The sequence below is a fragment of the Stenotrophomonas sp. GW821-FHT02D01 genome, from assembly GCF_059421765.1.
Window position 1 is genome coordinate 763,269 of sequence record NZ_JBWKVP010000001.1, and the last position, 23,992, is coordinate 787,260.

Consider the following 23,992-nt stretch of genomic DNA (forward strand, 5'->3'; position numbering starts at 1 on the left):
ATCGGCTCAGGCCCGCCCGGGGGCAAGCAGCTGCGGCTGCACACCGGCGGCGCGCAGTTCACTGGCGACGACGTCCTGGAAGCTCAGGGTCGGGTTCATCTCGCACAGCATGCCGACCCGGATCCAGAACGTGGCCTGGGCGTTGATCGAGCGGTTGGAGACGGTGCAGGCACGGCGCAGCTGGTCGTGCAGGGTGTCATCGATGTTGACGATGCCCATGGGCGTTCTCGATTGGAAATATATGAAGCGTATACGAAACGTATATTCCCGCTCAAGCGCGTGGCATTCAGCCAGCGTCGGTGGCGAAGCGCAGGCGATTGCCGTCCGGGTCGACGATCAGCATCTCGCGGCTTCCCCAGTCGGTATCGTGTGGCGGCTGCTCGATGGGTACTCCCGCAGCGCTGAACGCGCGGTGCAGGCCATCGACGTCGGTGACGATGAAATACACCGCACCGCCCACCTCGCAGTCGCCGGTGTGTTCGGTCAGGAAGATCGTCTGGCCCTCGCGGGTGAGCTGGGCGAACAGCGGGAAGCCGGGTTCGAAGCGGTGCTCCCAGTCGACGAGGAAGCCCAGGCCCTGCACGTAGAAGGGCAGGCTGGTATCGGCATGGCGCATGCGCAGCTGCGGGATGACGGTCTGGGGCATGGCGGCGGCTCCGGGGGCGGACGTCCAGTGTAGTGCCGGCCGCTGGCCGGCATCCTCGTGAGCCCGGGAACAATGAGGTTGCCGGCCAGCGGCCGGCACTACCGACTCTGCCTGGGTCTGGCAGGTGCCAACCTTGGTTGGCACATCGTGGTACAGCTGCCGGCCAGCGGCCGGCACTACAGGGCGGGGTCAGCAGGCCGCCGGCACTGCGGCCATCGCCGCCAGCAGTTCGCGGTTCACCTGCTGGTGCTGCTGCTGCCATGCCGGCAGATCATCGGCGCTGATGTTGGGCTGCCCATCCAGCGATGACAACCAACGCTTGAAACGGCTCTGGTAGTTGGCAAGTGACACCTCGCCGGTGATGTCGCTGCCCACCAGTCCACCGGTGCGCAGGGCCTCGATCACCATCAGCGCGTGTTCAAGCTGGAAGCGGCCCTGGTCCCAGTTGCTTCGCGCGACATCTTCAGCGAACACGTCCTTGTCGATCGACAGGTAGGTCGGTTGAGGGGCCTGCGCCTGTTCGGCGGCGAACGCGGCGACCAGGGCCTCGGGATGGTCGAAGCGGCGGAAGGCAGCTGCCATGCCCATGCGGCTGGCCCAGCCCACATCCACATCCATGCACCAGTAGGTCAGCCGCCGCCCCAGCAGCGGCCGCCAGTGGTTCTCCCACGCATGGCCCAGGCCGATATCGGCGGAGGTGATGCCCAGCACATGCACATGCGATACCTGTGGCAATGCGGCGGCAGCGTTCACCCAGGAACCGCAGTGCATGCCGAAGGGAAAGCGCATGTTGTCCGGATGGTTGTCCAGCACCACCAGCTGGAACGGGGCACGCGTGTGCAGGTGCTGCAGCAGCGGCAGGCTGAGATGGTGGAAGTCGCCGCTGCCGAGCATGACCGTGCCGAGCTGTGCCGGCAGCGGCCGAAGAACTTCAGTGGCGAAGCGTGACAGCGTGGCGTTGCGGCAGGCAAAGCGCAGCGGGTCATGCCAGTGCTGCAGCGCAAGCGTGCGTGCCTGTGGCAATGGCAGTACGCCACCATCGAGGTCGAGGATCAGCGGCGGACGCAGTTGCATCGGTCAGCCTCCTCCATCCGGCTCAGCCTGCAGGTGCGGGGCCAGCCTGCGCAGGACGGCGCGCAGCAGCGGCGAACGCGCATGTACCGCGTGTACGGTGGAGGTGAAGCGGGCACCCAGTTCGGCCTTGATGCGTGAATCGGTCCAGCCGGCAACGTAGTGGCTGAGGCCGTGCTGCAACGCGTATTCCAGGTTGTGCATCCAGCTGACCGAGTACAGGTTGTGGTCGCGCGACTGCGGATAGGACAGGCCGATGTACTTGTCCACCAGCTTGCCGGCATGCACGTAGCACAGGTTCCAGCCGATCAGCTCGCCGTTGTGGCGGTAAAGGAACAAGCGCCCCTGTCCCTGCGTGTCTGCCAGCAGGTGCTGGAAGAAGGGCAGGTCGAGCCGGTCGAAATGCACGGCGCTCTGTGCATACACCTGCAGGTACAGCGCATGCAGTTCGGCCTGCAGCCGCGGTTCGGCAAGGGCAGGGGCACCGGTGGCGATGCAGTCGATCTGCAGGTTGCTGCGTGAGCGCAGCTTGCGCCGGATGTTCTTGCGACGCCCTGCGGACAGGCGTGCCAGATAGGCGTCGATGCAATCGAAATCGATCGCCACCCATGCCAGCGGCATGCCCTCCAGCGGGATGAAACCGCGTGCTTCCAGCGCCTGCAGGAAGGCGTGGCTGTGTGCGTTGGCGGCATCGTCCAGCAAGGGCGAATCGATCGCCAGATCCTTGACCACCAGCAGCCGGCTGTCACCGACGCCATGGCGCAGCACGTCGTCGGCCAGTGCCGCCGCAGAAACATGCCCCGGCAGCGGCGTGTACTCGGTGCTGGTGGCACCGATGAACCGCGTCTGCCAGGTCAGCCACGGCTGCCACAGGCGCGACAGCGGCAGCCCCAGCAGGCGCGTGCGCAGTGCATCGTCCAGGGTTGTGGTCAGATCCAATGGCGCACGGAAACTGGGCAGGCCGCTGGGCAGGCGGCTGGCATCGAACCCCAGGGGTGGGTGGGCCAGGAAGCCCTCCAGCAACGCGGCCGGTTCCAGCGCGGTGCTGGATACACGCGGGATCATGTCCATGCGGGGCACGGGAACCGGCAGCGCATTCCCGCTCAGCCCTTGGCCTTGGTCAGCAGCTGGTCCAGCAGGGTGATCGCCAGGTCGATCTCTTCGTAGCTGATGTTCAACGAGGGTGCGAAGGTGATCACGTTCTTGTACCAGCCACCCACATCGAGCACGAGGCCCATGCGCTTGCCGTCGTGCAGCAGGTCGCCGGCCAGGCCGATGTCGACCATGCGGTCCAGCAGTTCACGGTTCGGGGTGAAGCCATCGGCGGCGCAGATTTCCGCACGCAGTGCCAGGCCGAGGCCATCGACATCGCCGATTTCCGGATGGCGCTTCTGCAGGCCGCGCAGGCCGTCGAGGAAGTAGGCGCCCTTCTCCGGCACGGTGCGCTCGTAGTCCATCTCCTTGCCCAGCTTCAGCACTTCCAGGCCCAGGCGCGTGCCCAGCGGATTGGAGTTGAAGGTGGAGTGGGTGGAGCCCGGTGGGAACACGGTCGGGTTGATCAACTCTTCGCGCGCCCACAGGCCCGACAACGGGTTGAGGCCATTGGTCAGCGCCTTGCCGAACACCAGCACGTCCGGGGTGACATCGAAGTGTTCGATGGCCCACAGCTTGCCGGTGCGCCAGAAGCCCATCTGGATCTCATCGACGACCATCAGGATGCCGTACTTGTCCAGCACGCGCTTGAGGCCCTTGAAGAAGTTGCGCGGCGGAATGACGTAGCCGCCGGTGCCCTGGATCGGCTCGACGTAGAACGCGGCGTACTCGGCCTGGCCGACCTTGGGATCCCACACGCCGTTGTACTCGCTTTCGAACAGACGCTCGAACTGGTGCACGCAGTGGTCGGAGTATTCGTCCGGGGTCATGCCCTTCGGGCGACGGAAGGGATAGGGGAACGGGATGAACATCGCGCGTTCGCCGAAATGGCCGTAGCGGCGGCGGTAGCGGTAGCTGGAGGTGATCGACGAGGCGCCGAGGGTGCGGCCGTGGTAGCCGCCTTCGAAGGCGAACATCAGGCTCTTGCCGTTGCGCGCGTTGCGGACGATCTTCAGCGAATCCTCCACCGCCTGCGCACCACCCACGTTGAAGTGCACGCGGCCGTCGAGGCCGAACTTCTCGTGCATGTCCACCGCGATGGTCTTGGCCAGCTGCACGCGAGTCGGGTGCAGATACTGGCTGGCGACCTGCGGCAGGGTATCGATCTGGTCCTTCAGCGCATTGTTCAGGCGCTGGTTGGCGTAACCGAAGTTGCACGCCGAATACCACATCTGCAGATCGAGGTACGGGGTGCCGGCGGCATCGAACATGTAGCTGCCTTCGCAGCGCTGGAAGATCTTCGGCGGATCGACGTAGTGCACGGTGTCACCGAAGGAGCTGTAGCGGGCTTCGTCTGCCAGCAGCTGCGCATCGGTGATGGCGGCATCGGCGTTCTTGTCAAAAATATTCATCGGTTCGGTTCCGGAGAGGGCATTCGAAGGAAGCAACGGGCGGAGCGATCAGGCGGTGGCGAGCAGCCGCGGAAGCGAGGGTTGAAGCAGGCTGCCGTCGAGCAGGCGCGGCAGCAGCGCAGTGGCGTCATGGAAGGTGTCGATGGCGGCGTGGGGAATGCCGGCGTTGGTGCAATGGGCGATCAGACGACGCTTGGCGAACACGAAATCGGCGTGTTCGGACACGCAGAAATCCGAGGCGCCATCACCGATCATCAACACGCGGGGAGCTTCGTCAGCACGCGCCTGCGCCGCGCAGGTGCACTTGCAGGTGCCGCTGCGGCAGCCTTCGGCCTGGTAAGGGGATTCCAGCTGCCAATGGCCGTCACACCAGCGCAGGTGGTTGGCCACCACAGCCAGCGGCGGCAGGCCGTGGTTGGTGAGGATGCGATGGATTGCGTAGTCCAGGCCGTCGCTGACGATGCGCAGTGGCAGGCCCAACGCCTGCGCGCGATTGACGAAGGCGGCGAAGCCCGGATCGATCCGTACCTGGTCCAGGTGTGCATCGAGGGTGGCCGGATCCAGCTTCAGCAGGCGGACCTGGCCCTGCATGCATTCACGCGAACCGATCTCGCCGGAGCGCCACTGGTCTTCCAGCTGTTGCCAACCGGGCTGGCCGAAGTTTTCCAGCAGTGAATCGATGACGTCCTCGAGGCTGATGGTGCCATCGAAGTCACACAGGATGCTCCATTGCATGGGCAGCTCCGTCGATGAAGAGAGGCCTTGGCACGATGCCGGCGACGGGGCCAATGTAGGCAGGCCGTCTTTCTCGTTCCTTTCCACCTGAAAGCCCGAACGAAGGCACTCGGGAAGCGTTCAGTCAGTAGGCGCGAAGCAGGCTTCGGCCACTACTGGCCTGCCAGTACCTTTACGATCTCGCGCGTGTCTTCGTGGGTCAGCCAGGGGCTGTTGCCCACGGTCAGGGAGCGGGCGGCGAAGTCGCGGGCATTGGGTACGTGCGCGTCTGCAACGACGCCTCGCAGATAGGCATAGTCCGGCAATGCATGGATGAACATGCGGCTGACACCCAGGCCGCGCTGCCACAGCGATGAAAGTGCTTTGTCACGCGCACGTTCGCTGGGCAGCAGCAGCATCAGCATCGGCCAGGTGCCCTGGGTGCCAGGCATTCCGTCCACCACTTCAACGGCGGGAAGCGACTCCAGCTGCATGCGCAGCTGCAGCGCACGCAGACGGGCGGCCTGCAGGAAATCGGGCAGGCGCTGTGCTGCGCGTGCACCGACGCTCTGCCGCCAGCGGCTGACGTGATGCTGCGGAATATCCAGTGGAAATACGTCACCCACCGCAGCTTCCAGGTCGCCGCGGCGCAGGGCACGCCGCAGCGGATTTCCATACACCAGCGACAGCAGGGAAGGGCGGTAGCAGGCCGCCAGGCCCAGCAGCTGCAGGCTGCGGGTCAGTTCCCAGCGCGGCTTGAAGGGCGTGTGTCCTGCGGCCTGCTCGATCAAAGCCGCACGCAGTTCTTCATCACGCGTCAGCAGCAGACCGCCCTCATGCAGGCTCAGACCCTTGCCGGCGGCCAAGCTGAAGAAGCCGATATCGCCGCGCAGGCCGACGCTGTTGCCGGCCACGCGTGCACCCAGTGCCTGTGCGGCGTCCTCGATCACCCACGCACCGACGCGGTGCGCAATGGCACATGCGCGATCAACATCGGCGATGCGCCCGCCCAGATGCGTGGGAATGATCGCCAGCGTGCGTGCATCGGCTGCGGCGTGCAGCACCGCCGGGTCGAAATCGAAATGGTCGCGGCGGGTATCGCACAGGTGTATGCGCAGGCCGAGGCTGTGCACGGCAATCGGTACCAGCGGACAGGTATAGGCCGGCAGGATCACCGTATCGCGCTGCGGCGCGCGCCTGCGCAGGGTGCGCAGGGCGATCAGCAGGGCATGGGTGCCCGAGCAGGTCAGCTGCAGCGGCGGCGTGCCCAGCTGCCCGGCAAGAATCGTGCACAGGTCACCGCCACCGGGAAGGAAATCGCCGGCCTGCAGGGGCAGCCCAGCGGTGGGAGGCAACTCGCGCGACAGCAGGCTCACGGGGCTGCTTCGGTAACAGCATGCGGATCATCCGCCTCGGCGCGGCCCAGGCAGATGATGCCGGCCACGATCAGCACCGCACCGATCAGGTGATGCAGCGTCAACGGCTCGTGCAGCAGCCACGCCGACAGCAGCAGCACGCTGATCACTTCGAGGTGCGAGGCCGCGAACGCGGGGCCGATCGGCGCGTGCCGCAGAAGGCTCATCCAGGTGAAGAACGCGCCGACGTAACCGAGCATCGCGCCGTATACCCAGGGCTGTGACAGCACGCGCAGCAGCCATGCGCTGTTGGCCTCGACCGGCAGCGCGGCGTCGCCGGCATACTTGAAGCACAGCTGGGCCAGGGTGTCGAAGGCCATCAGCAGCGGGAAGCCGACCAGGTACAGCCGCCTCATGTTCCGGCTCCGACCACGGCAACGCCGGCGCTGACCAGCAGCATGCCGGTCACCCGCAACGGCGTCAGCCGCTCGCGGAACAGGATGCGGCCGGCCACCATCAGCGCGACGATGTTGATCGAGCCGAGCAGCACGCCCTGCGACAACGGCACCAGTGACAGGAAGGCGATCCAGGCGACGAATTCAAGCACATAGCAGGCGATGCCCAGCCACAGCCAGGGACGGCCGAACATGTGTTTCCAGCGCTGCAGGCCTTCGCCATCCTGCGGGTCGCTGGCGGCAGCCTTGAAGGCCAACTGGCCGCTGGTATCGAGCACCACGTTGACCAGCCACAGCAGGGTCGCAAGCGATCCCATCTCAGGCGACCGCCTGCAGCACGCCCGCACGTTCGCCGATGTCGCTGAAGAAGCGCGCGCTGCGGCGGATCACCTCGCGCCGTTCGCGATCGATGGTGATCATGTGGTAGCTGTCTTCCAGCACCACCAGTTCGGTCGGTCCGCTGACGCGCGAGATCACCAGTTCGGCGTTGCCCATGCTGGCCACGTCGTCCTCGCGGGCATGCATCACCAGGCATGGTGCCGTGACCTGGTGCAGGTGACGCCGTGTCCAGGTGCTCAGTGCACGCATTTCGGCCAATGCATGCCACGGGTTGCCTGGCAGGCCGGCAGCGGCACTGTCACCAGAGAGCATGGCGGCGCTGACCTGCGCACGCAGGCGCTCGTCGCGCAGGCCGTACGGCGGCTCTTCCATGAACATGCGGTCGCGGCCGATGCCCAGGCGCTTGAACCACGGCAGCAGGAACGAGAAGCGTGCGACCGCCGGAATGTTCCAGCCGTCGAAGCGGAAGGTGGCGCCGTACACCCCCACGCCGGAGACCCAGTCCGGCCGCCGCGCGGCCAGCGCCAGCGCCAGCACCGCCCCCATCGACAGGCCGCCCACGAACAGCTGGTCGACCTTGCCACGCAGGTCCGCCGCCGCATCTTCCACGCCCTGGTACCACTGTTCCCATCGGGTCTGCAGCAGGTCTTCGACGCTGCCGCAGTGACCCGGCAACTGCACGCCATGCACGCTGAAGCCCGCGTTGTTCAGCCCTTTGCCCAGCATGCGCATTTCGGCGGGCGTGCCGGTCAGGCCATGGATCAGCAGGACACCCTGCGGGCCACCGGGAAGAAAGAACTCATGGGATGCAGGCACCAGTCGGCTCCAGCGCGGCAGTCGGGAAGGTCAGCATCGCAAGCGCGATTTTCGGCAACCTTTCAACGGTCCGTCTGGATCAAGGGCCCTTCAGCAACGGTATGGTGATGGACACCTTCAGGCCACCGCCGGGGCGGTTGAGGTAGCCCAGGCGTCCGCCCAGGTGTTCGACGGCCTCATGGGCGATGGCCAGGCCCAGGCCGGTGCCGCTGGCGGCAGTGCCGGGCGCGCGGAAGAAGCGTTCCCCCAGCCGCGACATCACGTCCTCGGGTACGCCTGGGCCGTTGTCTTCGACGTACAGCTCGACATCGTTGTCGTCCAGGGCCTGCACTCCGACCGTGACGGTCGCATCTGCGCCGGCGTAGCGCAGGGCGTTGTCGATAAGATTGTCCACCGCCTCGTGCAGCAGGGCGCCGTTGCCCAGTATCCGCACCGGCTGCTGCGGACCCAGGTAGCCCAGGTCGATGCCATCGCGGATCGCTTCGGGCACGCGCATGCCCACCCATTGCGGCACCAGTTCGGACAGGTCCAGTGCCTCCACCGTCTCCGGCACGGTCTGGGCACGGCTCAACGCCAGCAGCTGGGTGCTGACGCGTGCGGTCCGCTGGTTGAGCCGGCGGATGTTCTGCAGCGCTTCGCGCACGGTCTCCGGATCGCCGTGGGCCAGTGCCTGGTCCACGTGCAGTGCCATGCCCGCCAGCGGCGAGCGCAACTGGTGGGCGGCATCGGCAATGAAGCGGTTCTGCAGCGTGATCATTTCCGCCTGCCGCGCGAACAGGCCATCGATGGTGCTGATCAGGGGCTGGATTTCCTCGGGCACGTCGGCATCGGAAATCGGTGCGAGCTCGCCGCGGCGCTGGGCCAGGCGCGAGGTCAGCGGGGTCAGGATACGCAGGCCGTGGGTGACGCCGAACCAGACCAGCGCGGCCATTCCCAGGGCCAGCATGGCCATCAGTGGAATGACGATCATCAGGATCTCGCGTGCACGCTGGCGGCGGTCGGCCATGCTTTCGGCCACGGTCACCGCCAGCTGGTCCTGCGGATCGTTCATCGCCTGGGTGCAGACCGTCGACATGCGCACCTGCTGGCCGTTCAATTCACCTTCGTACAGGGCCGGGTGCGTGCCGCTGCAGTCCTGCGAGGGCGCATAGGCGCTGAAATCTGCGTTGCCGGCGATGGTGCCCAAGCGGCTGCTGTCGACGTTGAAGTAGCGATGACCGTCGGGGTCGTATTCGATGAGAAAACGTGCCTGCGGGGACAGGTCGCTGCTGACCGGCATCGTGCTGAGCATCTGTGCGAACGACACGGTGTCATCGGTCAGGTTGCGGTCGTGGATGCGGTTGGAGTAGTCCAGCGCCACGTAGTAAGCCAGCAGCGTGTTGAAGGTCAGCAGACCCAGCATCGGCAGCGCCAGGAAGGCGAGCAGACGCCGTCGCAGGCTGGGCGGTCCGCTGATCACGCGCTGGCGTCTTCCAGCATGTAACCCAGCCCGCGTACCGTGCGGATGCCCATGCCGCCCGGCTGCAGCTTGCGGCGCAGGCGGTGCAGGGCGATGTCCAAGCCGTTGTCGGTCAGGTCCTGGCCCCAGTCGCACAGGGCCTCCACCAGCTGCGCACGCGAGACGATGCGCTCGGCACGCACCGCCAGGGCGGACAGCAGGCCGAATTCGCGCGCGGTCAGCTCCAGCGTCTGCTCGTCTATCCACACACGGTGACCGGTCAGGTCCAGGCGCAGCCGGCCGATGCGCAGGTCGGGGTTGCCGTTGCTGGTGACCCGGCGCAGCTGTGCACGCACGCGTGCTTCGAATTCGTCCAGCGCGAAGGGCTTGACCAGGTAGTCGTCGGCTCCCAGGTCGAGCACGCGCACGCGCTCGGCCAGGCCATCGCGTGCGGTGACCACCAGCACGGCCAGGCCATCGCCGCGCTGGCGCAGCCGTTGCAGCACGTCGCGGCCATCCAGCTGGGGCAGGCCCAGGTCCAGCACCAGCAGCGCGTACTGGGTGGAGTTCAGGGCGGCATCGGCATGCGCGCCGTTGTCCACGTGGTCGACCACGTGGCCCTGCCGGCGCATCGAGGCGCACAGGCCAGAGGCGATGTCCGGGTCGTCTTCTGCGATGAGTACGCGCATGCGCGGGGCTCCTGGGGGCGGATGGGCCGCCCGCTGGACAGGGCGGGCCTCTCGGCTGCCGAGGGTAGCGGCAAACCGGGTGGAGGTGGCAGGCGTGAGGGGGCCAGGCGCACCCGGCGCTGGCCCTTCGTTCAGTCCTGCAGGCCAGGCTGGCCCTTGGCCAGCGGCACCCGCGATCCGTCCAGCAGGCCGCGGCTGAGCTTGCCGTCCTCGATGAACAGCAGTTCGCCGTTCTCGCCATTCTTGATGCTGCTGTCGATGGCAATCACGCGGCCGTCGTGGAAGCTGCTGACGTGTGGCATCGAGGTGTGGCCGACCACGATGCGCTTGAGCTGGAGACGGTCGAGCACCGCCTGTACGCCCTGGCTGTCCAGGCGCCCGTCGAAGTAGCCGCGGTACCAGATCGGGCTGGTCTTGCCGTCGTACAACGGTGCGGTGGCGGGGGCTGCCTTCACCTCGGCCTTGGGAATGCCCAGCGAGGCCTGGTAGGCGGCATTGGTGTGGGCCGGGTCCAATGCCATCTGCACCGCTTCGGGCGAGATGCCGCCATGCAGGAACAGGGTATCGCCGATCTGCAGCAGCACCGGCCGCGTGCGCAGCCACTGGCCGATCACCGAGTCGGCAGCATACAGCTGCGGATAGCTGCGACCGAGCAGCTGCGCGCTGCGCAGGTATTTCGGATTGACGTAACGCAGGTCGTCGTACAGCACCATGGTCTCGTGGTTGCCGAGCACGAAATGCACCGCGCCACCGGCGGCGGCCGCCTGCTGCTGCAGGCCATACAGCAGCCAGAACGCTTCGGTCACCTGCGGGCCGCGATCGAACACGTCGCCGGCGATCACCAGCGTATCCGTGCCCAGTGCCCAGCGGTCCTGCGTGTCGATCACCCGGTTGGCGCGCAGCAGGCGGACCAGCAGCGCGTACTGGCCGTGGATGTCGGACACGGCGACGATGCGTGGCACGGCCGGCAGTATCGATGCCGACGGCGCGTTCGGCGGCAGCACATGCACCGCATGCGGGTAGCCGCAGCGCGCGGCAACCTCCGTGCCATCGGTTCCGGCCTGCACGCTGTGGGTTTCCACCTGGTCCTGGCAGATCCACTGCGCTTTCAGCTGCGCGCCCTCACGGAACAGGTAAGGGCCGTCGCTGTCCACGTGCTCTGCAGGTGCTGCCACGTCGCGGGCAGAGGCCGGTGGTGCGGCCAGCAGCAGGACCAGTGGCAGCAGGATCGACAGGGTTCGGGCGTGGTTCGGCATCGGCGGCATCCAGCGGCAGGAGACGAGCGATGCTAACCGCCCACGGACGCCACCGGTGTGCGCGAACGGGCGGATCAGCCCCGGCCGCCTTCCCCCTTGAGCTTGCGCACGCGGGTATCGGCGGCGCGCACGGGCTGGCCGTCACGGCCTTGGGGTTGCATGTAGGGCAGTGGCCGGCGGCTGCTGGATTCGATCAGTTGCGAGTGCGCTTCGCCAGCAGCGAAGCAATGCCGTTCTCCCCATTGGCGCAGGGCCACCAGCAGCGGAAACAGGTCCTGGCCGGCCGCGGTCAGCACATAGTCGTGGTAGGCGCTGCCATCGGCGGCGGGCTGCTGCACCAGCAGCCCCGCCTCGACCAGGCGCCGCAGGCGGTCGCTGAGGATGTTGCGCGCCGCGCCCAGGCTGCGCTGGAAATCGCCAAAGCGACTGACGCCATCGAAGGCATCGCGGATGACCAGCAATGCCCAGCGGTCGCCGAGCAGATCGGCGCTGCGGGCCACGGGGCAGGGGCTGTTGGCGTGCATGGCGGACTCCCTCGATTGTGGTTGCAGTTTAAAACCAGTGGCGCTACCGTGCACCTGGTTTCAAAATGCAACCAAACTGATGATGCCTTCGCTGTCCCGCCCCGTGTCGGGCCTGCTCGCCATTGCTGCCGGTGCCAGCGTGGCCAATGTCTATTTCGCGCAGCCGCTGCTGGAGCGCCTGGCCCATGATTTCGCTCTGGATGCCGCCGTGGCCGGTGCAGTGCTGGCCGCCACCCAGGCCGGCAGCGTGCTGGCCTTGCTCGGGCTGCTGCCGTTGGCCGACCGTGGCGACCGCCGTCGACTGCTGCGGATGCAACTGCTGGCGCTGGTGGTGGCGCTGCTATGGCTGGCCGCCGCCCGCAGCACCGCGTGGTTGCTGTCGGGCATGCTGCTGGCGGGTCTGCTGGGTACCGCGCTCACCCAGGGACTGATCGCCTACGCCGCCAATCTCGCTGCACCGGAGCAACGCGGGCGGGTGGTCGGCATGGTCCAGGGCGGCGTGTTCATCGGCCTCCTATCGGCGCGCGTGGTCTCAGGTGCGGTAGCCGCCGTAGCGGGATGGCGCGCGGTGTACGTGCTGTCGGCATTGCTGATGGCGGCGCTGGCACTGCTGCTATGGCGGCGCCTGCCGCACGTGCCGGTGCCCGCAATGCCGCCGTCGTGGCGCAACCTGCTGCGTTCGATGGCCGATATGCTGCGGCAGGATCGCGCGCTGCGCGAACGCGGGCCGCTGGCATTGTTCCTGTTTGCCGGTCTCAACGTGTTCTGGGCCGCGGTGCCGCTGCCGTTGTCGGCGCCGCCGTTGAACTGGTCGACCGCCGCCATCGGCGCGCTGGGCCTGGCCGGCATCATCGGCGCACTACTGGCAGCGCGGGTCGGGCACTGGATGGATCGTGGCCTTGCCCACCGGATGAGCCTGGGGGCGCTGCTGCTGATGCTGGTCGCCTGGGTGCCGTTGCTGGGCCTGCCGTACTCGCTGGCCCTGTTGCTGCTGGGCGTAGTGGTGCTGGATCTGGGCGGGCAGGCGTTGCATGTGTCCAACCAGGCCCTGCTGCTGCGTGCACCGGCCGAACAGCATGGACGCCTGGTGGCGCTGTACATGCTGTTCTATGCCGTGGGCAGCGGTGTGGGGGCTGCGGCAGGCACCTGGACGCAGGCGCGCTATGGGTGGCCGGCGGTGTGCGCGCTGGGCGCGGGCATCGCGCTGCTCGCACTGACGTGGTGGGCGACGTGGCGCATACCGCGCAAGGACGCCGCGTAGCGTCGAGACCGTCCGACACCACGTCACGCGCGCTGCAGGCTCAACGTTGCAGCGCGCGTCGTCCCGGAGCTTCCGGCAGTGCGTCGTCGGCCACCACCACCCGGTTGCGGCCCTGTCGCTTGGCGGCATACATCGCCGCGTCGGCGCGCGCCATCAGCCGCTCGTAATCGGGATGACCATCGTGTCCGGCCACGCCGATGCTCGCGGTCAGCGCCAGCGTCTGTCCATTGGGCAGGGTGATCGGCGACTGTGCGATCTGCCGGCGCAGGCTTTCGGCGATCACCTCCGCCTGCGACTCGCTTGCCGCCACCAGCACCACCACGAACTCCTCGCCGCCGTAGCGGAACAGGTAGTCGCTGCCTCGGGTCTGCTGGCCGAGCAGGGCTGCGACGTGCTGCAGCGCGCGGTCGCCGGCGTCATGACCGTGGCCATCGTTGATCGCCTTGAAATGGTCCAGGTCCAGCAGCAACAACGAGAACGGCGTGTGGTTGCGCGTGGACAACTCGATCTCACGGCGCAGCACGGTCGGCAGGAAGCGCCGGTTGAGCAGGTTGGTCAACGCATCGCTGCCCGCATCCAGTTCACCGATGCGTTCGAACAGCAGGGTCATCAGGTTGCGGATGGTGGCCAGGTCTTCGCGGATCATCGGCAGGGCGGTCAGCCGCCGTGCCGGATCTTCATCGGTGGCGCGCTGCAGGCGGCTGTCGATGCGTGCCATCAGCTGGCCCACCTGCTGCGTCTCGCTGCTTTCGCCGAAGCTGGGAATGCCCTTGTGGGTGAACCACAGGCCGAATTCCGAGCTCGCCAGGCTGGCGTTGTCGGCACCGGTCGCATGGCCGGCGAGGGTGTACAGCAGGCTGTTTTCCCAATCCAGCAGCAGGGCGCGCTGGCGCTCGCGCTCGGTGCTGACGTTCTGCACCAGCGAGAACAGCCGGTACGCCGCATCGGTGCGCGAAGAGCGCTCACGGGCGTGCGTATAGGCCAGCGTCATGCCTTCCATGGCGATGTCCATGATCGCGCTGAGGCAATCGATGGCGGCGAAGGCGGTGTCGTTGTCAGCGGCATCGGCGCGCAGGCGGATGAACAGCTCGTGCTTGAGTACGCGCGCACCGCGGGCCACCAGGTCCACCGGAATACCGACCCGTGCGTGCACATCGCCGATCACCCGTTGTGCGGCGACGGTAGCGGCAATGCCATCCGCATCGGTGGTCAGCAGCTGGGCCAGCCAACGCTGCATCGCCGGTTGCAGGCGCTGCTTGACCTGTTCGTGGGACAGGAAGCGGCGCGCACGCGTGTCCTGCAGCAGCACTTCGTAGAAGCGCTGCGCCAGCGTCGGCGGTGCATCGGCGGCCACGGCATGCAGCAGCGCGGCGGCGGCGGGGCCGGCCAGCAGCAGACACTGCTGCCAGGCCTGGGCCAGCGGTTGGCTGGCTTCGTCCAGTTGGGGTGTATCCACGTCGATCTCTAACGGCGCACAACAGACCACGGTATCGGCCGCGGCTGTCGACGGTTGATGGCAGGGAAGCCGGCCAGTTTAAGCGCCATGCAGGCCGAAAAACGCGGGTGAAGCACATGCCGGCCGATGCCGCAATGCGTTGACGCATTTGAGAATCACTCGCATTTGTGAAAAAATGACGGCAGGAACCGGCATGCGGGCATCCCGCAGTGATCGTTCCGCCTCCCCCGTCGCCGCCTCGTGCCCTATGCCAGAGGCTTCCGTTGCCCTGCCAGAAGGTTCAGAACATGCCTGCAAACACTCTTTCACCGCGCCCGCTGGCGCTTGCCGTGGCTGCGCTGCTGGCCACCGCTGCCGTCACCGCCCATGCGGAAACCGATGCCACCGATATCGACACCGTGCATGTCACTGCCTCGCAGATCGCGCGGCAGGCGCTGGGCACCTCCACCATCACCGCCGAGGACATCGCCAAGCGGCCGCCGGTCAACGACATCGCCGAACTGCTGCGGACGATGCCCGGCGTCAATCTGACCGGCAACAGTGCTTCGGGCCAGTACGGCAACAACCGGCAGATCGATCTGCGCGGCATGGGGCCGGAAAACACCCTGATCCTGATCGACGGCAAGCGCGTGGGTGCACGCGACGCGGTGCGCATGGGCCGCAGTGGCGAGCGCAACACGCGCGGCGATACCAACTGGGTGCCGGCGGAAATGATCGAACGCATCGAAGTGCTGCGCGGCCCGGCAGCGGCACGCTATGGCTCGGGTGCCTCCGGTGGCGTGGTCAACATCATCACCAAGCGCCCGACCGGCGACCTGACCGGTGCGGTTGACCTGTACGGCCTGGTGCCCGAACACAGTGCCGAGGGCGGCAGCGAGCGCCTCGGCCTGCAGCTGAGCGGGCCGATGACCGACACGCTGTCGTTCCGGTTGTACGGCAACCTCAACAAGACCGATGCCGATTCGCTGGATCTCAACCGCGACTTCGCCACTGGTGCCAATGCGGTACCGCCGGCGGGGCGCGAAGGCGTCAAGAACCGCGACGTCAACGCGCTGCTGCGTTGGGACGTGACCGCCAACCAGGTGGTCGAGTTCGAGGCCGGTACCAGCCGCCAGGGCAACATCTATGCTGGCGATCGTGCGGTCAGTACCACTGGTACCTCCACCGGCGTCGACCTGGCCGCGCTGGCCGAGCAGCAGGCCGAGACCAACCGCATGTACCGCACCACCGGCGCGATCACCCATCGCGGACGCTGGGGCGATGTCAGCTCGCGGCTGACGGCAGCGGTGGAAGGGGTCAACAATTCGCGCATCAACGAAGGCCTGGCCGGCGGCCCGGAAGGCAGCTTCAATGGCGCCGACTGGTCGACCTCGCGCCTGCGCAACTACCAGTTGGACGGCGAGGTCAGCTTCCCGACCAGCCTCGGCGGCGCGGAGAACGTGTGGACGCTGGGCTTCGAGTACCTCGACAGCCGGCTGACCGATCCCTATTCGATGAGCCAGTCCAGCAGCAGCGGTGGCGGCATTCCGGGCCTTTCGGCCGATCGTGCACGCGGCAAGTCCGATGCACAGACCACCGCCGTCTACGTGGAAGACAACATCTACCTCGGTGAGCGCTGGATCGTGACCCCGGGCCTGCGTTTCGACCATCACAGCCAGTTCGGCAACAACACCAGTCCGAGCCTCAACGCGCAGTTCCGGCTCAACAGTGACTGGGTGGTCAAGGGCGGCATCGCACGCGCGTTCAAGGCGCCGAACCTGTACCAGTCCAACCCGGACTATCTGTATTACACCCGTGGCAACGGCTGCCCGAACGCGTTGCCGAGCCTGGGCGCCGGCTGCTACATGCAGGGCAATGCGGATCTCAAGGCAGAGACCAGCCTGAACAAGGAACTGGGCGTGGAGTGGGCACCGCAGAGCGGCTGGCAGGCCTCGTTGACCTATTTCCACAATGACTACAAGGACAAGATCCAGGCCGGTTACACCCAGATCGGCCTGACGGCCGACCGCAAGGGCCGCATCTTCCGCTGGGAGAACGCACCCAAGGCCATCGTGCAGGGGCTCGAGGGCAACCTGGTGATCCCGCTGCTGGGCGAGCAGGGCGACCGCCTGAAGTGGAGCAACAACTTCACCTACATGGTGGAGAACGAGAACAAGAGCACCGGCCAGCCGCTGTCGGTGATTCCCAAGTACACCGTCAACACCATGCTGGACTGGCAGGCCACCGAGCAGCTGTCGCTGCTGCTGACCGGCACCTTCTACGGCAAGCAGGAACCGGCCACGGCCAACATCAACAACGATCCGCGCTGCACCGCCAACTGCGATGCGTCCACCGTGCTGCAGACCCGCGGCGCGTACAACGTCTGGGGCGTGAGCGCGCGCTACAAGGTGACCGACACGGTCAGCGTGGGCTTCGGCGTCAACAACCTGGCCGACAAGCGCCTGTTCCGCGAGGCCAACAGCAGTGACGCCGGTGCGGCGACCTACAACGAACCCGGCCGGGCGTACTGGGCCAGCCTGCGTTTCGGCTTCTGATCATCAGGCGGTGTTGCCGGCCGTTGGCCGGCACCCTCCCGCTTCGCGCCAGCCGTGCATGCCTGCAATGTTATAAACACCGTGATAGTTTCCCGACACCCGCCGGCGTAGCCTGACTCCCATCGCTAAGGAGCTGTTGCCATGGGTCACGACCACGATCACCTGCCATCCGAGATCCGCCACGAGAAACCCTTGTGGTGGGCGCTCGGCCTGACCTCCACCTTCCTTGTCGTGGAGGTGGTCGGTGCATTCTGGACCAACAGTCTGGCACTGCTGTCCGATGCCGCGCACATGGCTACCGACACCCTGGCACTGATGATCGCGCTGGTGGCCGTGCGGCTGAGCCGGCGCCCGCCGGACGCGCGCCGCACCTACGGTTATGCACGTCTTGAAGCACTGGGCGCGATGATCAACGGCGCAATGCTGTTCGTGGTTGCCGGCTACATCCTGTGGGAAGCCATCGGTCGCTTCCGCCAACCGCAGGAGATAGCTTCCACCGGCATGCTGGTGATTGCCGCGGTCGGCCTGGTGATCAACATGATCTCCATGCGCCTGCTGCAGGCCGGCAGCGGCGAGAGCCTCAACGTGAAGGGCGCCTACCTGGAAGTGTGGGCCGACATGCTCGGCTCGGTGGCGGTGATCGCCGGCGCGCTGTTGATCCAATGGACCGGCTGGAAGCCGATCGACCCGATCCTGGCCGTTCTGATCGGTTTGTGGGTGCTGCCGCGCACGTATATGCTGATGCGCGAGGCCATCAACGTGCTGCTGGAAGGCGTGCCCAAGGGCATGGACGTGGCCAGGGTCCGCGACCGCCTGTCCGACCACGACGCAGTGCTGGACGTGCATGACCTGCACGTGTGGGCGCTGGCGTCCAGCACGCCGGCACTGACCGCGCACATCGTGATGCGCGAAGGCGACGACGCCGACCGCCTGCGGCGCGAACTCGGTGATCGCCTGCACGATGATTTCGGTATCGAACACGTGACCCTGCAGATCGAAGCCGACCATTGCGGCGAAACCTGTGGCCAGCCGTCGGCGGGCAAGGACGACGATCACGCCGGGCACGATCATGCAGCTGCCGATGCGCAGGGCCATCGCGGTCACGTGCATCGCTGAAGCGGGTGTGGCGGCTGGTGCCCGGCGCTACCTCTGTTCGTCGCGCCGCGAGGCCAGCCGATCCGCCAGCCGGGTCGGCTCGGGCAGGCGATAGCCGCGCAGCGTGCGCTGCACCCAGGCCAACGCGGTATCGGCACTGACCCGATGCCCGCCGGCGACGAACAGCGGCTTGCAGCGCAGCTTGCTGCGCAGTACCCAGCCGAGCTGCTCGCCGCCGTCCAGCAACGGCGTGTGCGCGCCGGCCTCGGGCCCGGGCTCGATGAAGCGGCCGACCAGCTTCGATTTGGCCACGCCGATGCTCGGCAGGTCGGTCACCACGCCCAGGTGTGCGGCAATGCCCAGCCGGCGCGGATGGCTGATGCCATGGCCATCGACGAACACCAGGTCCGGTGCGCGCGGCAGCAACGCCAACGCAGCCAGCAGCGCCGGCAGTTCGCGGAAGCTGAGCAGGCCCGGGATATAGGGCATCACGGTGGGGATGCGGGCGATTTCCTGCGCCACCGGCTGCAGGGTGTCCGCGTCGAGCAACACGGCCGCAGCGCGGGTGATCGCGCCGTCTTCCTCGAAGCCGACATCCAGCCCGGCCAGCCAGCGCACGGTAGTGGGCAGCCGGTCCTGCCGCTGCACGCGGGTGGCCAGCTGCTTCTGCTGTTCGCGGGCGGCGCTGACGCTGCCTTCCCAGCGCCCGGGGTCGATCAGTGCATTCATCGGCCACAGGATGACATCCACACCGCCACGGCGCGGTGAGCGGGCGCCGGGGCTACAATGGCCGCCTGCCTTTCCTCGCGTTGGAGACCCTGCAGTGACCCGTAAACTCGTACTGTTGCGCCATGGCCAGAGCCAGTGGAACCTGGACAACCGCTTCACCGGCTGGGTCGATGTCGACCTGACCGAGCAGGGGCGCCGGGAAGCGGCTGCCGCCGGCCGCCTGATGCGCGAGGAAGGCCTGCAGTTCGACGTCGCCCACACCTCCGTGCTCAAGCGCGCCATCCACACCCTGCAGGGTGCGTTGGCCGAGCTGGAGCAGGACTGGCTGCCGGTGAACAAGTCCTGGCGCCTCAACGAGCGCCACTACGGCGGCCTGCAGGGCCTGGACAAGGCCGAGACCGCCGCCAAGCATGGCGAGGACCAGGTCAAGGTGTGGCGCCGTTCGTACGACATCCCGCCGCCGGCGATGGACCTGGAAGATCCGGGCCACCCGATCCACGACCGCCGCTATGCCGGGCTGGATCGCAACGCGCTGCCGGGCACCGAATCGCTGGCGACGACGCTCGACCGCGTGCTGCCGTACTGGCACGACGCCATCGCGCCGCAGTTGAAGGATGGCAAGACCGTGCTGGTCACCGCCCACGGCAACTCGCTGCGCGCGCTGTACAAGTACCTCAACAACGTCTCGCGCGAGGAAATCCTCGAGCTGAACATCCCGACCGGCATTCCGCTGCTGTTCGAGTTGAACGACGATCTCACCGTGAAGTCGTTCCGTTACCTGGGTGACCCGGAAGCGGCACGCAAGGCCGCCGAAGCCGTGGCCAACCAGGGCAAGGCGCGGTAGATACCCACCGTTGGTGGGTATTCCCCTGTTGGGTGTGTGCGGACCAACGGTCCGCACCTACCCGGTTGCGACCACGGGCGTTCCCCCTGTGACCTTTGGCCGGTCCCCACCATCGCCGCAGCGGCTACGCTGGACGATTCGCCGTTGGAGACACGCCATGAATGTCCGCAATCTGGTCCCGCTGGGCCTGACCATCGCCATCGCCGCTTCGCTCGCCGCCTGTGGCAAGAACGAGACCGCGCCCGCTGCCGACGCCGCCAAGCCGGCGTTCGACCAGTCGCAGATCAAGACCGCGCTGATCAGCCTCAACAGCGCCGATCTGGATCCGTCCATCGCCGCGTGTACCGACCTCAACGGCTTCGTCAACAGCAAGTGGCTCAAAGCCAACCCGGTGCCGGGCGACCAGACCACCTGGGGCAGCTTCGAGATCCTGCGCGAGCGCTCGCTGGAAGTGCAGCACGCGCTGGTGCAGCAGGCCGCGGCCAGCCAGGCCAAGGCCGGCTCGGTGGAAGCCAAGATCGGTGACATCTGGAAGACCGGCAGCGACGAAGCGAAGATCGAGGCTGCCGGCCTGGCGCCGCTGCAGCCGACGCTGGACAAGATCACTGCGCTGAACGACACCGCCGCCATCACCCAGTACCTGCGCGACAGCCAGGCGCAGGGCCAGGGCGTGCTGTTCTCGCTGTTCGCCAATGCCGATTACAAGGATTCGGCCAACGTCATCGCCTACGTCGGCCAGGGCGGCCTGGGCCTGCCGGAGAAGGGCTACTACTTCGACGACGCGCAGGCCAAGATTCGCGACGCCTACGTGGCCTACATCGGGCAGGTGCTGACGCTGTCCGGCGTGGACGCGGCGCAGGCTGCCGAACAGGCCAAGGCGGTGATGGCGTTCGAGACCCGCCTGGCCAAGGCCTCGATGTCGCGCATCGAAATGCGTGACCCGGCCAAGCGCTACAACCCGCTCAGCGCCGCCGATGCGGACAAGCTGACCCCGAACTTCAGCTGGACCGCGCTGTTCGACACGCTGAAGGTGCCGGCTGCACAGAAGTTCTCGCTGGCCCAGCCGGGCTTCTTCAGCGAAATGGACAAGATGCTGGCCGACGTCCCGGCCGCAACCTGGCAGTCCTACCTGCGCTTCCACACCATCGACGATGCCTCGCCGTACCTGAGCAGCCAGTTCGAGAAGGCCAACTTCGAGTTCTACGGCAAGACCCTGCGCGGCCAGCAGGAAATGCAGCCGCGCTGGAAGCGTGTGCTGGAGTCGGTGAACGGCGGCATGGGCGAAGCCTTGGGCCAGCTGTACGTGGACGCGGTATTCCCGGCCGAATCCAAGGAGGCCATGCAGCATCTGGTGCAGAACCTGTCGGTGGCGCTGAAGGCGCGCCTGGAGCAGCTGCCGTGGATGGGCGAGGAAACCAAGAAGAAGGCGCTGGAAAAGTGGGCCAGCTTCACCCCGAAGATCGGTTACCCGGACAAGTGGCGTGAGTGGACGGGTCTGCAGACCAACGGTGACAGCTATCTGGGCAACATGCAGGCAGCGCGTGCGTTCAACTACCGATACATGCTGGACAAGATCGGCAAGCCGGTGGACAAGACCGAGTGGGGCATGACCCCGCAGACCGTCAACGCCTACTACAACGCCACCAAGAACGAGATCGTGTTCCCGGCGGCGATCCTGCAGGCACCGTTCTTCGATGCCAAGGCCGATCCGGCGCTGAACTACGGTGGCATCGGTGCGGTCATCGGCCACGAGATGATGCACGGCTACGACGACTCGGGCAGCCAGTTCGCCGCCAACGGCAACTTCGACAACTGGTGGACCGACAGCGACCGCAAGGCCTTCACCGAACGAACCGACCAGCTGGTCGCGCAGTTCGACGGCTATGAATCGGTGCCGGGCGTGTTCGTGAAGGGCAAGCTGACCCTGGGCGAGAACATCGGCGATCTGGGTGGCCTGACCGTGGCCTACGATGCCCTGCAGATGGCGCTGAAGGAGAACCCGAAGGCGAACGTCGAGGTGGACGGTCACAGCCAGGACCAGCGCTTCTTCATGAACTGGGCCACCGTGTGGCGTCGCAACTTCACCGACGGTGAGCTGCGCGTGCGCCTGAACACCGATCCGCACGCACCGGCGAACTTCCGTGCCAACGGTGCGCCGTCGAACATGCCGTCCTATGCGGCTGCGTTCCAGTGCAAGGCTGGCGATGCGATGGTGCGTGCCGACGACAAGCGCGTGGTGATCTGGTAATCGATCGCATGCGGCAGTAATGCAGGAGGCCCGGCGAATTCCGGGCCTTCCTGTTTCCGCCTGCCTACATCGCCATCGGCTGCAATGAATGCGTTAGGATGCGCGCGCTGCGCACGCCCTGCACGGGGCCCAGGGACGGTCATGAGCTTCAATTTATACGAATCCAGCAACACGTTACCTGCTGCAGCGGTCGCGCCGATGCCGGCGTGCGGGCACCGTCGGCCCTTGTGGCTGGGGATGACCATTGGCGCGATCACGCCCTGGGTGGGCCTGGTGGTGGTGGTGGTCTTGTTCGCGCTGACACTTGGCAGGACCCCGTACTATCTCGTCCGGCTGGCTGCATCACTTCACGAAGTGATGGTGTCGATGGCATTCGCGGTAGTGCTCTGCGGGCCCTGGATCGGGCTGCTTCACTGGCGCCGACGCCTGAGCTGGGTATCGGTCTGCGTTGGCGCTACGCTGATCGGCGGCATCATGCTGATGCTGCGGGCCGCCTGGCCGCCGGAAGATGGCTACCTGGAGATTCTGCTGATGGACCTTGGTTGGGGGCTCATCTTCTGCTTCCCGGTCGGCGGCTTCTTTGGATTGCTGAGCGGGATTGGCTTCAGTGCGGTTGCTGGGATTCCATTGAGGTCCCGCGCCCGCGCCAAAGGTACCTAGAGAGGCCCGCAGGCAGTCTCCGCGGTGTGCAACTCAGGCCAGCGCCGGCTCGTTCCTGAGCATGCCGTGGAAACGCTGCAGCACGTAGGGATCGATCAGGCCACCGGCCTGCTCATCGAGGATCCGCAGCACCGTCTCGTGCTCCATCGCCGCGCGGTAAGGGCGCACGCTGGTCATTGCATCGTAGGCATCGGCAATGGTGACGATGCGGGCGCCGAGCGGAATGGCATCGCCGTGCAGGCCATCGGGATAGCCGCTGCCATCGAACGCTTCATGATGGGCACGGATCAGTCGCGCGACCGGCGCGGCATCACTGCGGCCGGTGGCCAGGAAAATGTGCTCGCCGCGCACCGGGTGCTCGCGCATGATCGCGCGCTCTTCGTCGCTGTGCCGGCGCGGGCTCAGCAGTACCTCGTCGGGGATGCCGATCTTGCCGATGTCGTGGAAGCGCGCGGCCAGGCCGACCTGCGCACAGGCGTCCTCATCCAGGTCGCAGTGCAGGGCAAGGTGCTGCGCAAGAAGGCCCACGCGGTCACAGTGGTGGCGGGTATAGGCATCACGCATCTGCAGCGACATCGACAGGGCGTCGATCAGGCAGGCCTGCGCGTGCAGGAGGTCGGGAGGTCTGGGCTGGGGCATCGGAACTGGCGGCGCGGCGAAGCTGCGCAGGAAACGGAAAGGCCCGCGAGAGCGGGCCGGGGCGGCGCATAGGGTACCCGCATCAGTGTCACGCGGGGGGCATCGACGGTCCCGCGTGGGGCTGTGCGTTCAGTCGCATGCAGCATTTGGCCCAGGCCGCATCGGCAACCGGGGCGGCGTGGCTCAGCCGGTGGTCTGCAGGTGGATGCGATGGGCTTTGGCGAAGGCGTCCTGAGCGTCACTCAGGGTCTGCATGTCTTCGTCCATTCTGGTCACGGCCTCATCCAGCGTCTGCAGCAGCGGGGTGACCTGTTCTTCGCTGTAGCCATCGGGCAGGGCGGCCAGCTGTTCCATCACGGCGAACATGTGTTCGGTGCTCTTCAGGGAATCGAGCAGGTTCTGGTGCAGTGCATCGGCGTCCTTGCCATGGGTGAACTGCTGGACGAAGACCAGCCGGTCGGCGATTTCCTTGTGCGCGTTCTTCAGGCCGAAGCGATGCTGCTGCATGCTCTTGCCGTCCTGCAGCGACGCATGGAAGGACTCGCCGTTCGGGCCGTTGGTCCATTGCTCGACCATGCTGACCGTGCCGTTCCAGCTGGCGACATTCTCATGCAGGTAGTCGCGGTTGCTCATGCCGCTGTGGCAGGCGGCCAGCAGGCCCAGGCTGGTGGCGAGCAGAAGGGGGGCGAAACGATTCACGGCAACACTCCTTGTCGCGG

24 protein-coding genes are annotated in these 23,992 nt (G+C 66.7%); 6 read left to right on the forward strand and 18 right to left on the reverse strand.

Annotated features, from left to right (window positions below; genetic code table 11):
* Positions 1-6: 6 nt before the first annotated feature.
* The 14 genes from AC07UW_RS03520 to AC07UW_RS03585 all read right to left on the reverse strand — a co-directional run bounded on the left by AC07UW_RS03520 (position 7) and on the right by AC07UW_RS03585 (position 11,807).
* A complete protein-coding gene (locus tag AC07UW_RS03520) occupies positions 7-219 on the reverse strand; it encodes a ParD-like family protein (protein ID WP_025873788.1) in 213 nt (70 codons plus the stop codon).
* A gap of 67 nt (positions 220-286) precedes the next feature.
* Complete coding sequence (locus AC07UW_RS03525; protein ID WP_033830670.1) at positions 287-646, reverse strand: bleomycin resistance protein; 360 nt, start codon at positions 644-646, stop codon at positions 287-289.
* Positions 647-835: 189 nt separating this feature from the next.
* Complete coding sequence (locus AC07UW_RS03530; RefSeq protein ID WP_336026002.1) at positions 836-1,720, reverse strand: arginase family protein; 885 nt, start codon at positions 1,718-1,720, stop codon at positions 836-838.
* Between the two features lie 3 nt (positions 1,721-1,723).
* Positions 1,724-2,788: a GNAT family N-acetyltransferase gene (locus AC07UW_RS03535; protein WP_495211448.1), complete on the reverse strand. Its 1,065-nt coding sequence runs from the start codon at positions 2,786-2,788 to the stop codon at positions 1,724-1,726.
* A gap of 32 nt (positions 2,789-2,820) precedes the next feature.
* Entirely contained in the window at positions 2,821-4,221 is a 1,401-nt protein-coding gene (locus AC07UW_RS03540) for an aspartate aminotransferase family protein (RefSeq protein WP_032976023.1), read from the reverse strand.
* Positions 4,222-4,269: 48 nt separating this feature from the next.
* A complete protein-coding gene (locus AC07UW_RS03545; protein ID WP_336026006.1) occupies positions 4,270-4,956 on the reverse strand; it encodes an MtnX-like HAD-IB family phosphatase in 687 nt (228 codons plus the stop codon).
* A 152-nt stretch (positions 4,957-5,108) separates the two neighbouring features.
* Entirely contained in the window at positions 5,109-6,311 is a 1,203-nt protein-coding gene (locus AC07UW_RS03550) for a DegT/DnrJ/EryC1/StrS family aminotransferase (protein ID WP_336026008.1), read from the reverse strand.
* Entirely contained in the window at positions 6,308-6,706 is a 399-nt protein-coding gene (locus AC07UW_RS03555) for a DMT family transporter (protein ID WP_025873781.1), read from the reverse strand. The genes AC07UW_RS03550 and AC07UW_RS03555 overlap by 4 nt, the downstream gene beginning before the upstream one ends.
* Entirely contained in the window at positions 6,703-7,062 is a 360-nt protein-coding gene (locus AC07UW_RS03560) for an EamA family transporter (RefSeq protein WP_223494587.1), read from the reverse strand. The genes AC07UW_RS03555 and AC07UW_RS03560 overlap by 4 nt, the downstream gene beginning before the upstream one ends.
* 1 nt (position 7,063) lies before the next feature.
* Positions 7,064-7,900, reverse strand: a complete 837-nt coding sequence (locus AC07UW_RS03565; protein ID WP_495211449.1) for an alpha/beta hydrolase — start codon at positions 7,898-7,900, stop codon at positions 7,064-7,066.
* Positions 7,901-7,979: 79 nt separating this feature from the next.
* The gene (locus AC07UW_RS03570) at positions 7,980-9,359 is read right to left on the reverse strand and encodes a sensor histidine kinase (RefSeq protein ID WP_336026015.1); all 1,380 of its coding nucleotides are present in this window, start codon (positions 9,357-9,359) and stop codon (positions 7,980-7,982) included.
* Positions 9,356-10,027 (reverse strand): response regulator, encoded by a 672-nt coding sequence (locus AC07UW_RS03575; protein WP_025873777.1) that lies wholly within the window; start codon positions 10,025-10,027, stop codon positions 9,356-9,358. Before AC07UW_RS03575 ends, AC07UW_RS03570 begins: the two co-directional genes overlap by 4 nt.
* A 131-nt stretch (positions 10,028-10,158) precedes the next feature.
* Positions 10,159-11,283, reverse strand: coding sequence for a metallophosphoesterase (locus tag AC07UW_RS03580; protein WP_495211450.1), 1,125 nt, complete (start codon positions 11,281-11,283; stop codon positions 10,159-10,161).
* 74 nt (positions 11,284-11,357) lie between these two features.
* Entirely contained in the window at positions 11,358-11,807 is a 450-nt protein-coding gene (locus AC07UW_RS03585) for a winged helix-turn-helix transcriptional regulator (protein WP_336026022.1), read from the reverse strand.
* Between the two features lie 79 nt (positions 11,808-11,886).
* Between AC07UW_RS03585 and AC07UW_RS03590 the strand changes: the two genes are divergently transcribed.
* Positions 11,887-13,068, forward strand: a complete 1,182-nt coding sequence (locus tag AC07UW_RS03590) for an MFS transporter (protein ID WP_495211451.1) — start codon at positions 11,887-11,889, stop codon at positions 13,066-13,068.
* 40 nt (positions 13,069-13,108) lie between these two features.
* Here the strand turns inward: AC07UW_RS03590 and AC07UW_RS03595 are convergent, their stop codons facing one another.
* Complete coding sequence (locus tag AC07UW_RS03595) at positions 13,109-14,524, reverse strand: GGDEF domain-containing protein (protein WP_025873773.1); 1,416 nt, start codon at positions 14,522-14,524, stop codon at positions 13,109-13,111.
* Positions 14,525-14,811: 287 nt separating this feature from the next.
* Between AC07UW_RS03595 and AC07UW_RS03600 the strand changes: the two genes are divergently transcribed.
* Positions 14,812-17,058 carry a TonB-dependent siderophore receptor gene (locus AC07UW_RS03600; protein WP_495211452.1) on the forward strand — a complete coding sequence of 749 codons (2,247 nt, stop codon included), beginning with the start codon at positions 14,812-14,814 and terminating at the stop codon, positions 17,056-17,058.
* Between the two features lie 141 nt (positions 17,059-17,199).
* The gene (locus tag AC07UW_RS03605) at positions 17,200-18,174 is read left to right on the forward strand and encodes a cation diffusion facilitator family transporter (protein WP_495211453.1); all 975 of its coding nucleotides are present in this window, start codon (positions 17,200-17,202) and stop codon (positions 18,172-18,174) included.
* 27 nt (positions 18,175-18,201) lie between these two features.
* Here AC07UW_RS03605 and nfi read toward each other — a convergent pair whose 3' ends face one another.
* Complete coding sequence (gene nfi, locus AC07UW_RS03610; protein ID WP_495211454.1) at positions 18,202-18,882, reverse strand: deoxyribonuclease V; 681 nt, start codon at positions 18,880-18,882, stop codon at positions 18,202-18,204.
* Between the two features lie 94 nt (positions 18,883-18,976).
* Between nfi and gpmA the strand changes: the two genes are divergently transcribed.
* From gpmA to AC07UW_RS03625, 3 genes are all read left to right on the forward strand, one after another.
* Positions 18,977-19,726 (forward strand): 2,3-diphosphoglycerate-dependent phosphoglycerate mutase, encoded by a 750-nt coding sequence (gene gpmA / locus AC07UW_RS03615; protein ID WP_025873769.1) that lies wholly within the window; start codon positions 18,977-18,979, stop codon positions 19,724-19,726.
* 157 nt (positions 19,727-19,883) lie between these two features.
* Positions 19,884-21,974, forward strand: coding sequence for a M13 family metallopeptidase (locus AC07UW_RS03620; protein WP_495211455.1), 2,091 nt, complete (start codon positions 19,884-19,886; stop codon positions 21,972-21,974).
* Positions 21,975-22,115: 141 nt separating this feature from the next.
* Positions 22,116-22,634 (forward strand): hypothetical protein, encoded by a 519-nt coding sequence (locus AC07UW_RS03625; RefSeq protein ID WP_312786158.1) that lies wholly within the window; start codon positions 22,116-22,118, stop codon positions 22,632-22,634.
* A 33-nt stretch (positions 22,635-22,667) separates the two neighbouring features.
* On the opposite strand, the gene AC07UW_RS03630 is transcribed toward AC07UW_RS03625, so the two are convergent.
* Positions 22,668-23,273, reverse strand: coding sequence for an HD-GYP domain-containing protein (locus tag AC07UW_RS03630; protein WP_495211456.1), 606 nt, complete (start codon positions 23,271-23,273; stop codon positions 22,668-22,670).
* A 183-nt stretch (positions 23,274-23,456) separates the two neighbouring features.
* Complete coding sequence (locus AC07UW_RS03635) at positions 23,457-23,972, reverse strand: hypothetical protein (RefSeq protein ID WP_025873765.1); 516 nt, start codon at positions 23,970-23,972, stop codon at positions 23,457-23,459.
* Positions 23,973-23,992 lie beyond the last annotated feature (20 nt).

Excerpts from the sequence above, each read along its gene's own strand:
- AC07UW_RS03520 (WP_025873788.1), bottom strand. The coding sequence starts at position 219 with ATGGGCATCGTCAACATCGATGACACCCTGCACGACCAGCTGCGCCGT.
- AC07UW_RS03525 (WP_033830670.1), bottom strand. The coding sequence starts at position 646 with ATGCCCCAGACCGTCATCCCGCAGCTGCGCATGCGCCATGCCGATACC.
- AC07UW_RS03530 (WP_336026002.1), bottom strand. The coding sequence starts at position 1,720 with ATGCAACTGCGTCCGCCGCTGATCCTCGACCTCGATGGTGGCGTACTG.
- AC07UW_RS03535 (WP_495211448.1), bottom strand. The coding sequence starts at position 2,788 with ATGGACATGATCCCGCGTGTATCCAGCACCGCGCTGGAACCGGCCGCG.
- AC07UW_RS03540 (WP_032976023.1), bottom strand. The coding sequence starts at position 4,221 with ATGAATATTTTTGACAAGAACGCCGATGCCGCCATCACCGATGCGCAG.
- AC07UW_RS03545 (WP_336026006.1), bottom strand. The coding sequence starts at position 4,956 with ATGCAATGGAGCATCCTGTGTGACTTCGATGGCACCATCAGCCTCGAG.
- AC07UW_RS03555 (WP_025873781.1), bottom strand. The coding sequence starts at position 6,706 with ATGAGGCGGCTGTACCTGGTCGGCTTCCCGCTGCTGATGGCCTTCGAC.
- AC07UW_RS03560 (WP_223494587.1), bottom strand. The coding sequence starts at position 7,062 with ATGGGATCGCTTGCGACCCTGCTGTGGCTGGTCAACGTGGTGCTCGAT.
- AC07UW_RS03575 (WP_025873777.1), bottom strand. The coding sequence starts at position 10,027 with ATGCGCGTACTCATCGCAGAAGACGACCCGGACATCGCCTCTGGCCTG.
- AC07UW_RS03580 (WP_495211450.1), bottom strand. The coding sequence starts at position 11,283 with ATGCCGAACCACGCCCGAACCCTGTCGATCCTGCTGCCACTGGTCCTG.
- AC07UW_RS03585 (WP_336026022.1), bottom strand. The coding sequence starts at position 11,807 with ATGCACGCCAACAGCCCCTGCCCCGTGGCCCGCAGCGCCGATCTGCTC.
- AC07UW_RS03590 (WP_495211451.1), top strand. The coding sequence starts at position 11,887 with ATGATGCCTTCGCTGTCCCGCCCCGTGTCGGGCCTGCTCGCCATTGCT.
- AC07UW_RS03600 (WP_495211452.1), top strand. The coding sequence starts at position 14,812 with ATGCCTGCAAACACTCTTTCACCGCGCCCGCTGGCGCTTGCCGTGGCT.
- AC07UW_RS03605 (WP_495211453.1), top strand. The coding sequence starts at position 17,200 with ATGGGTCACGACCACGATCACCTGCCATCCGAGATCCGCCACGAGAAA.
- nfi (WP_495211454.1), bottom strand. The coding sequence starts at position 18,882 with ATGAATGCACTGATCGACCCCGGGCGCTGGGAAGGCAGCGTCAGCGCC.
- AC07UW_RS03620 (WP_495211455.1), top strand. The coding sequence starts at position 19,884 with ATGAATGTCCGCAATCTGGTCCCGCTGGGCCTGACCATCGCCATCGCC.
- AC07UW_RS03625 (WP_312786158.1), top strand. The coding sequence starts at position 22,116 with ATGAGCTTCAATTTATACGAATCCAGCAACACGTTACCTGCTGCAGCG.
- AC07UW_RS03630 (WP_495211456.1), bottom strand. The coding sequence starts at position 23,273 with ATGCCCCAGCCCAGACCTCCCGACCTCCTGCACGCGCAGGCCTGCCTG.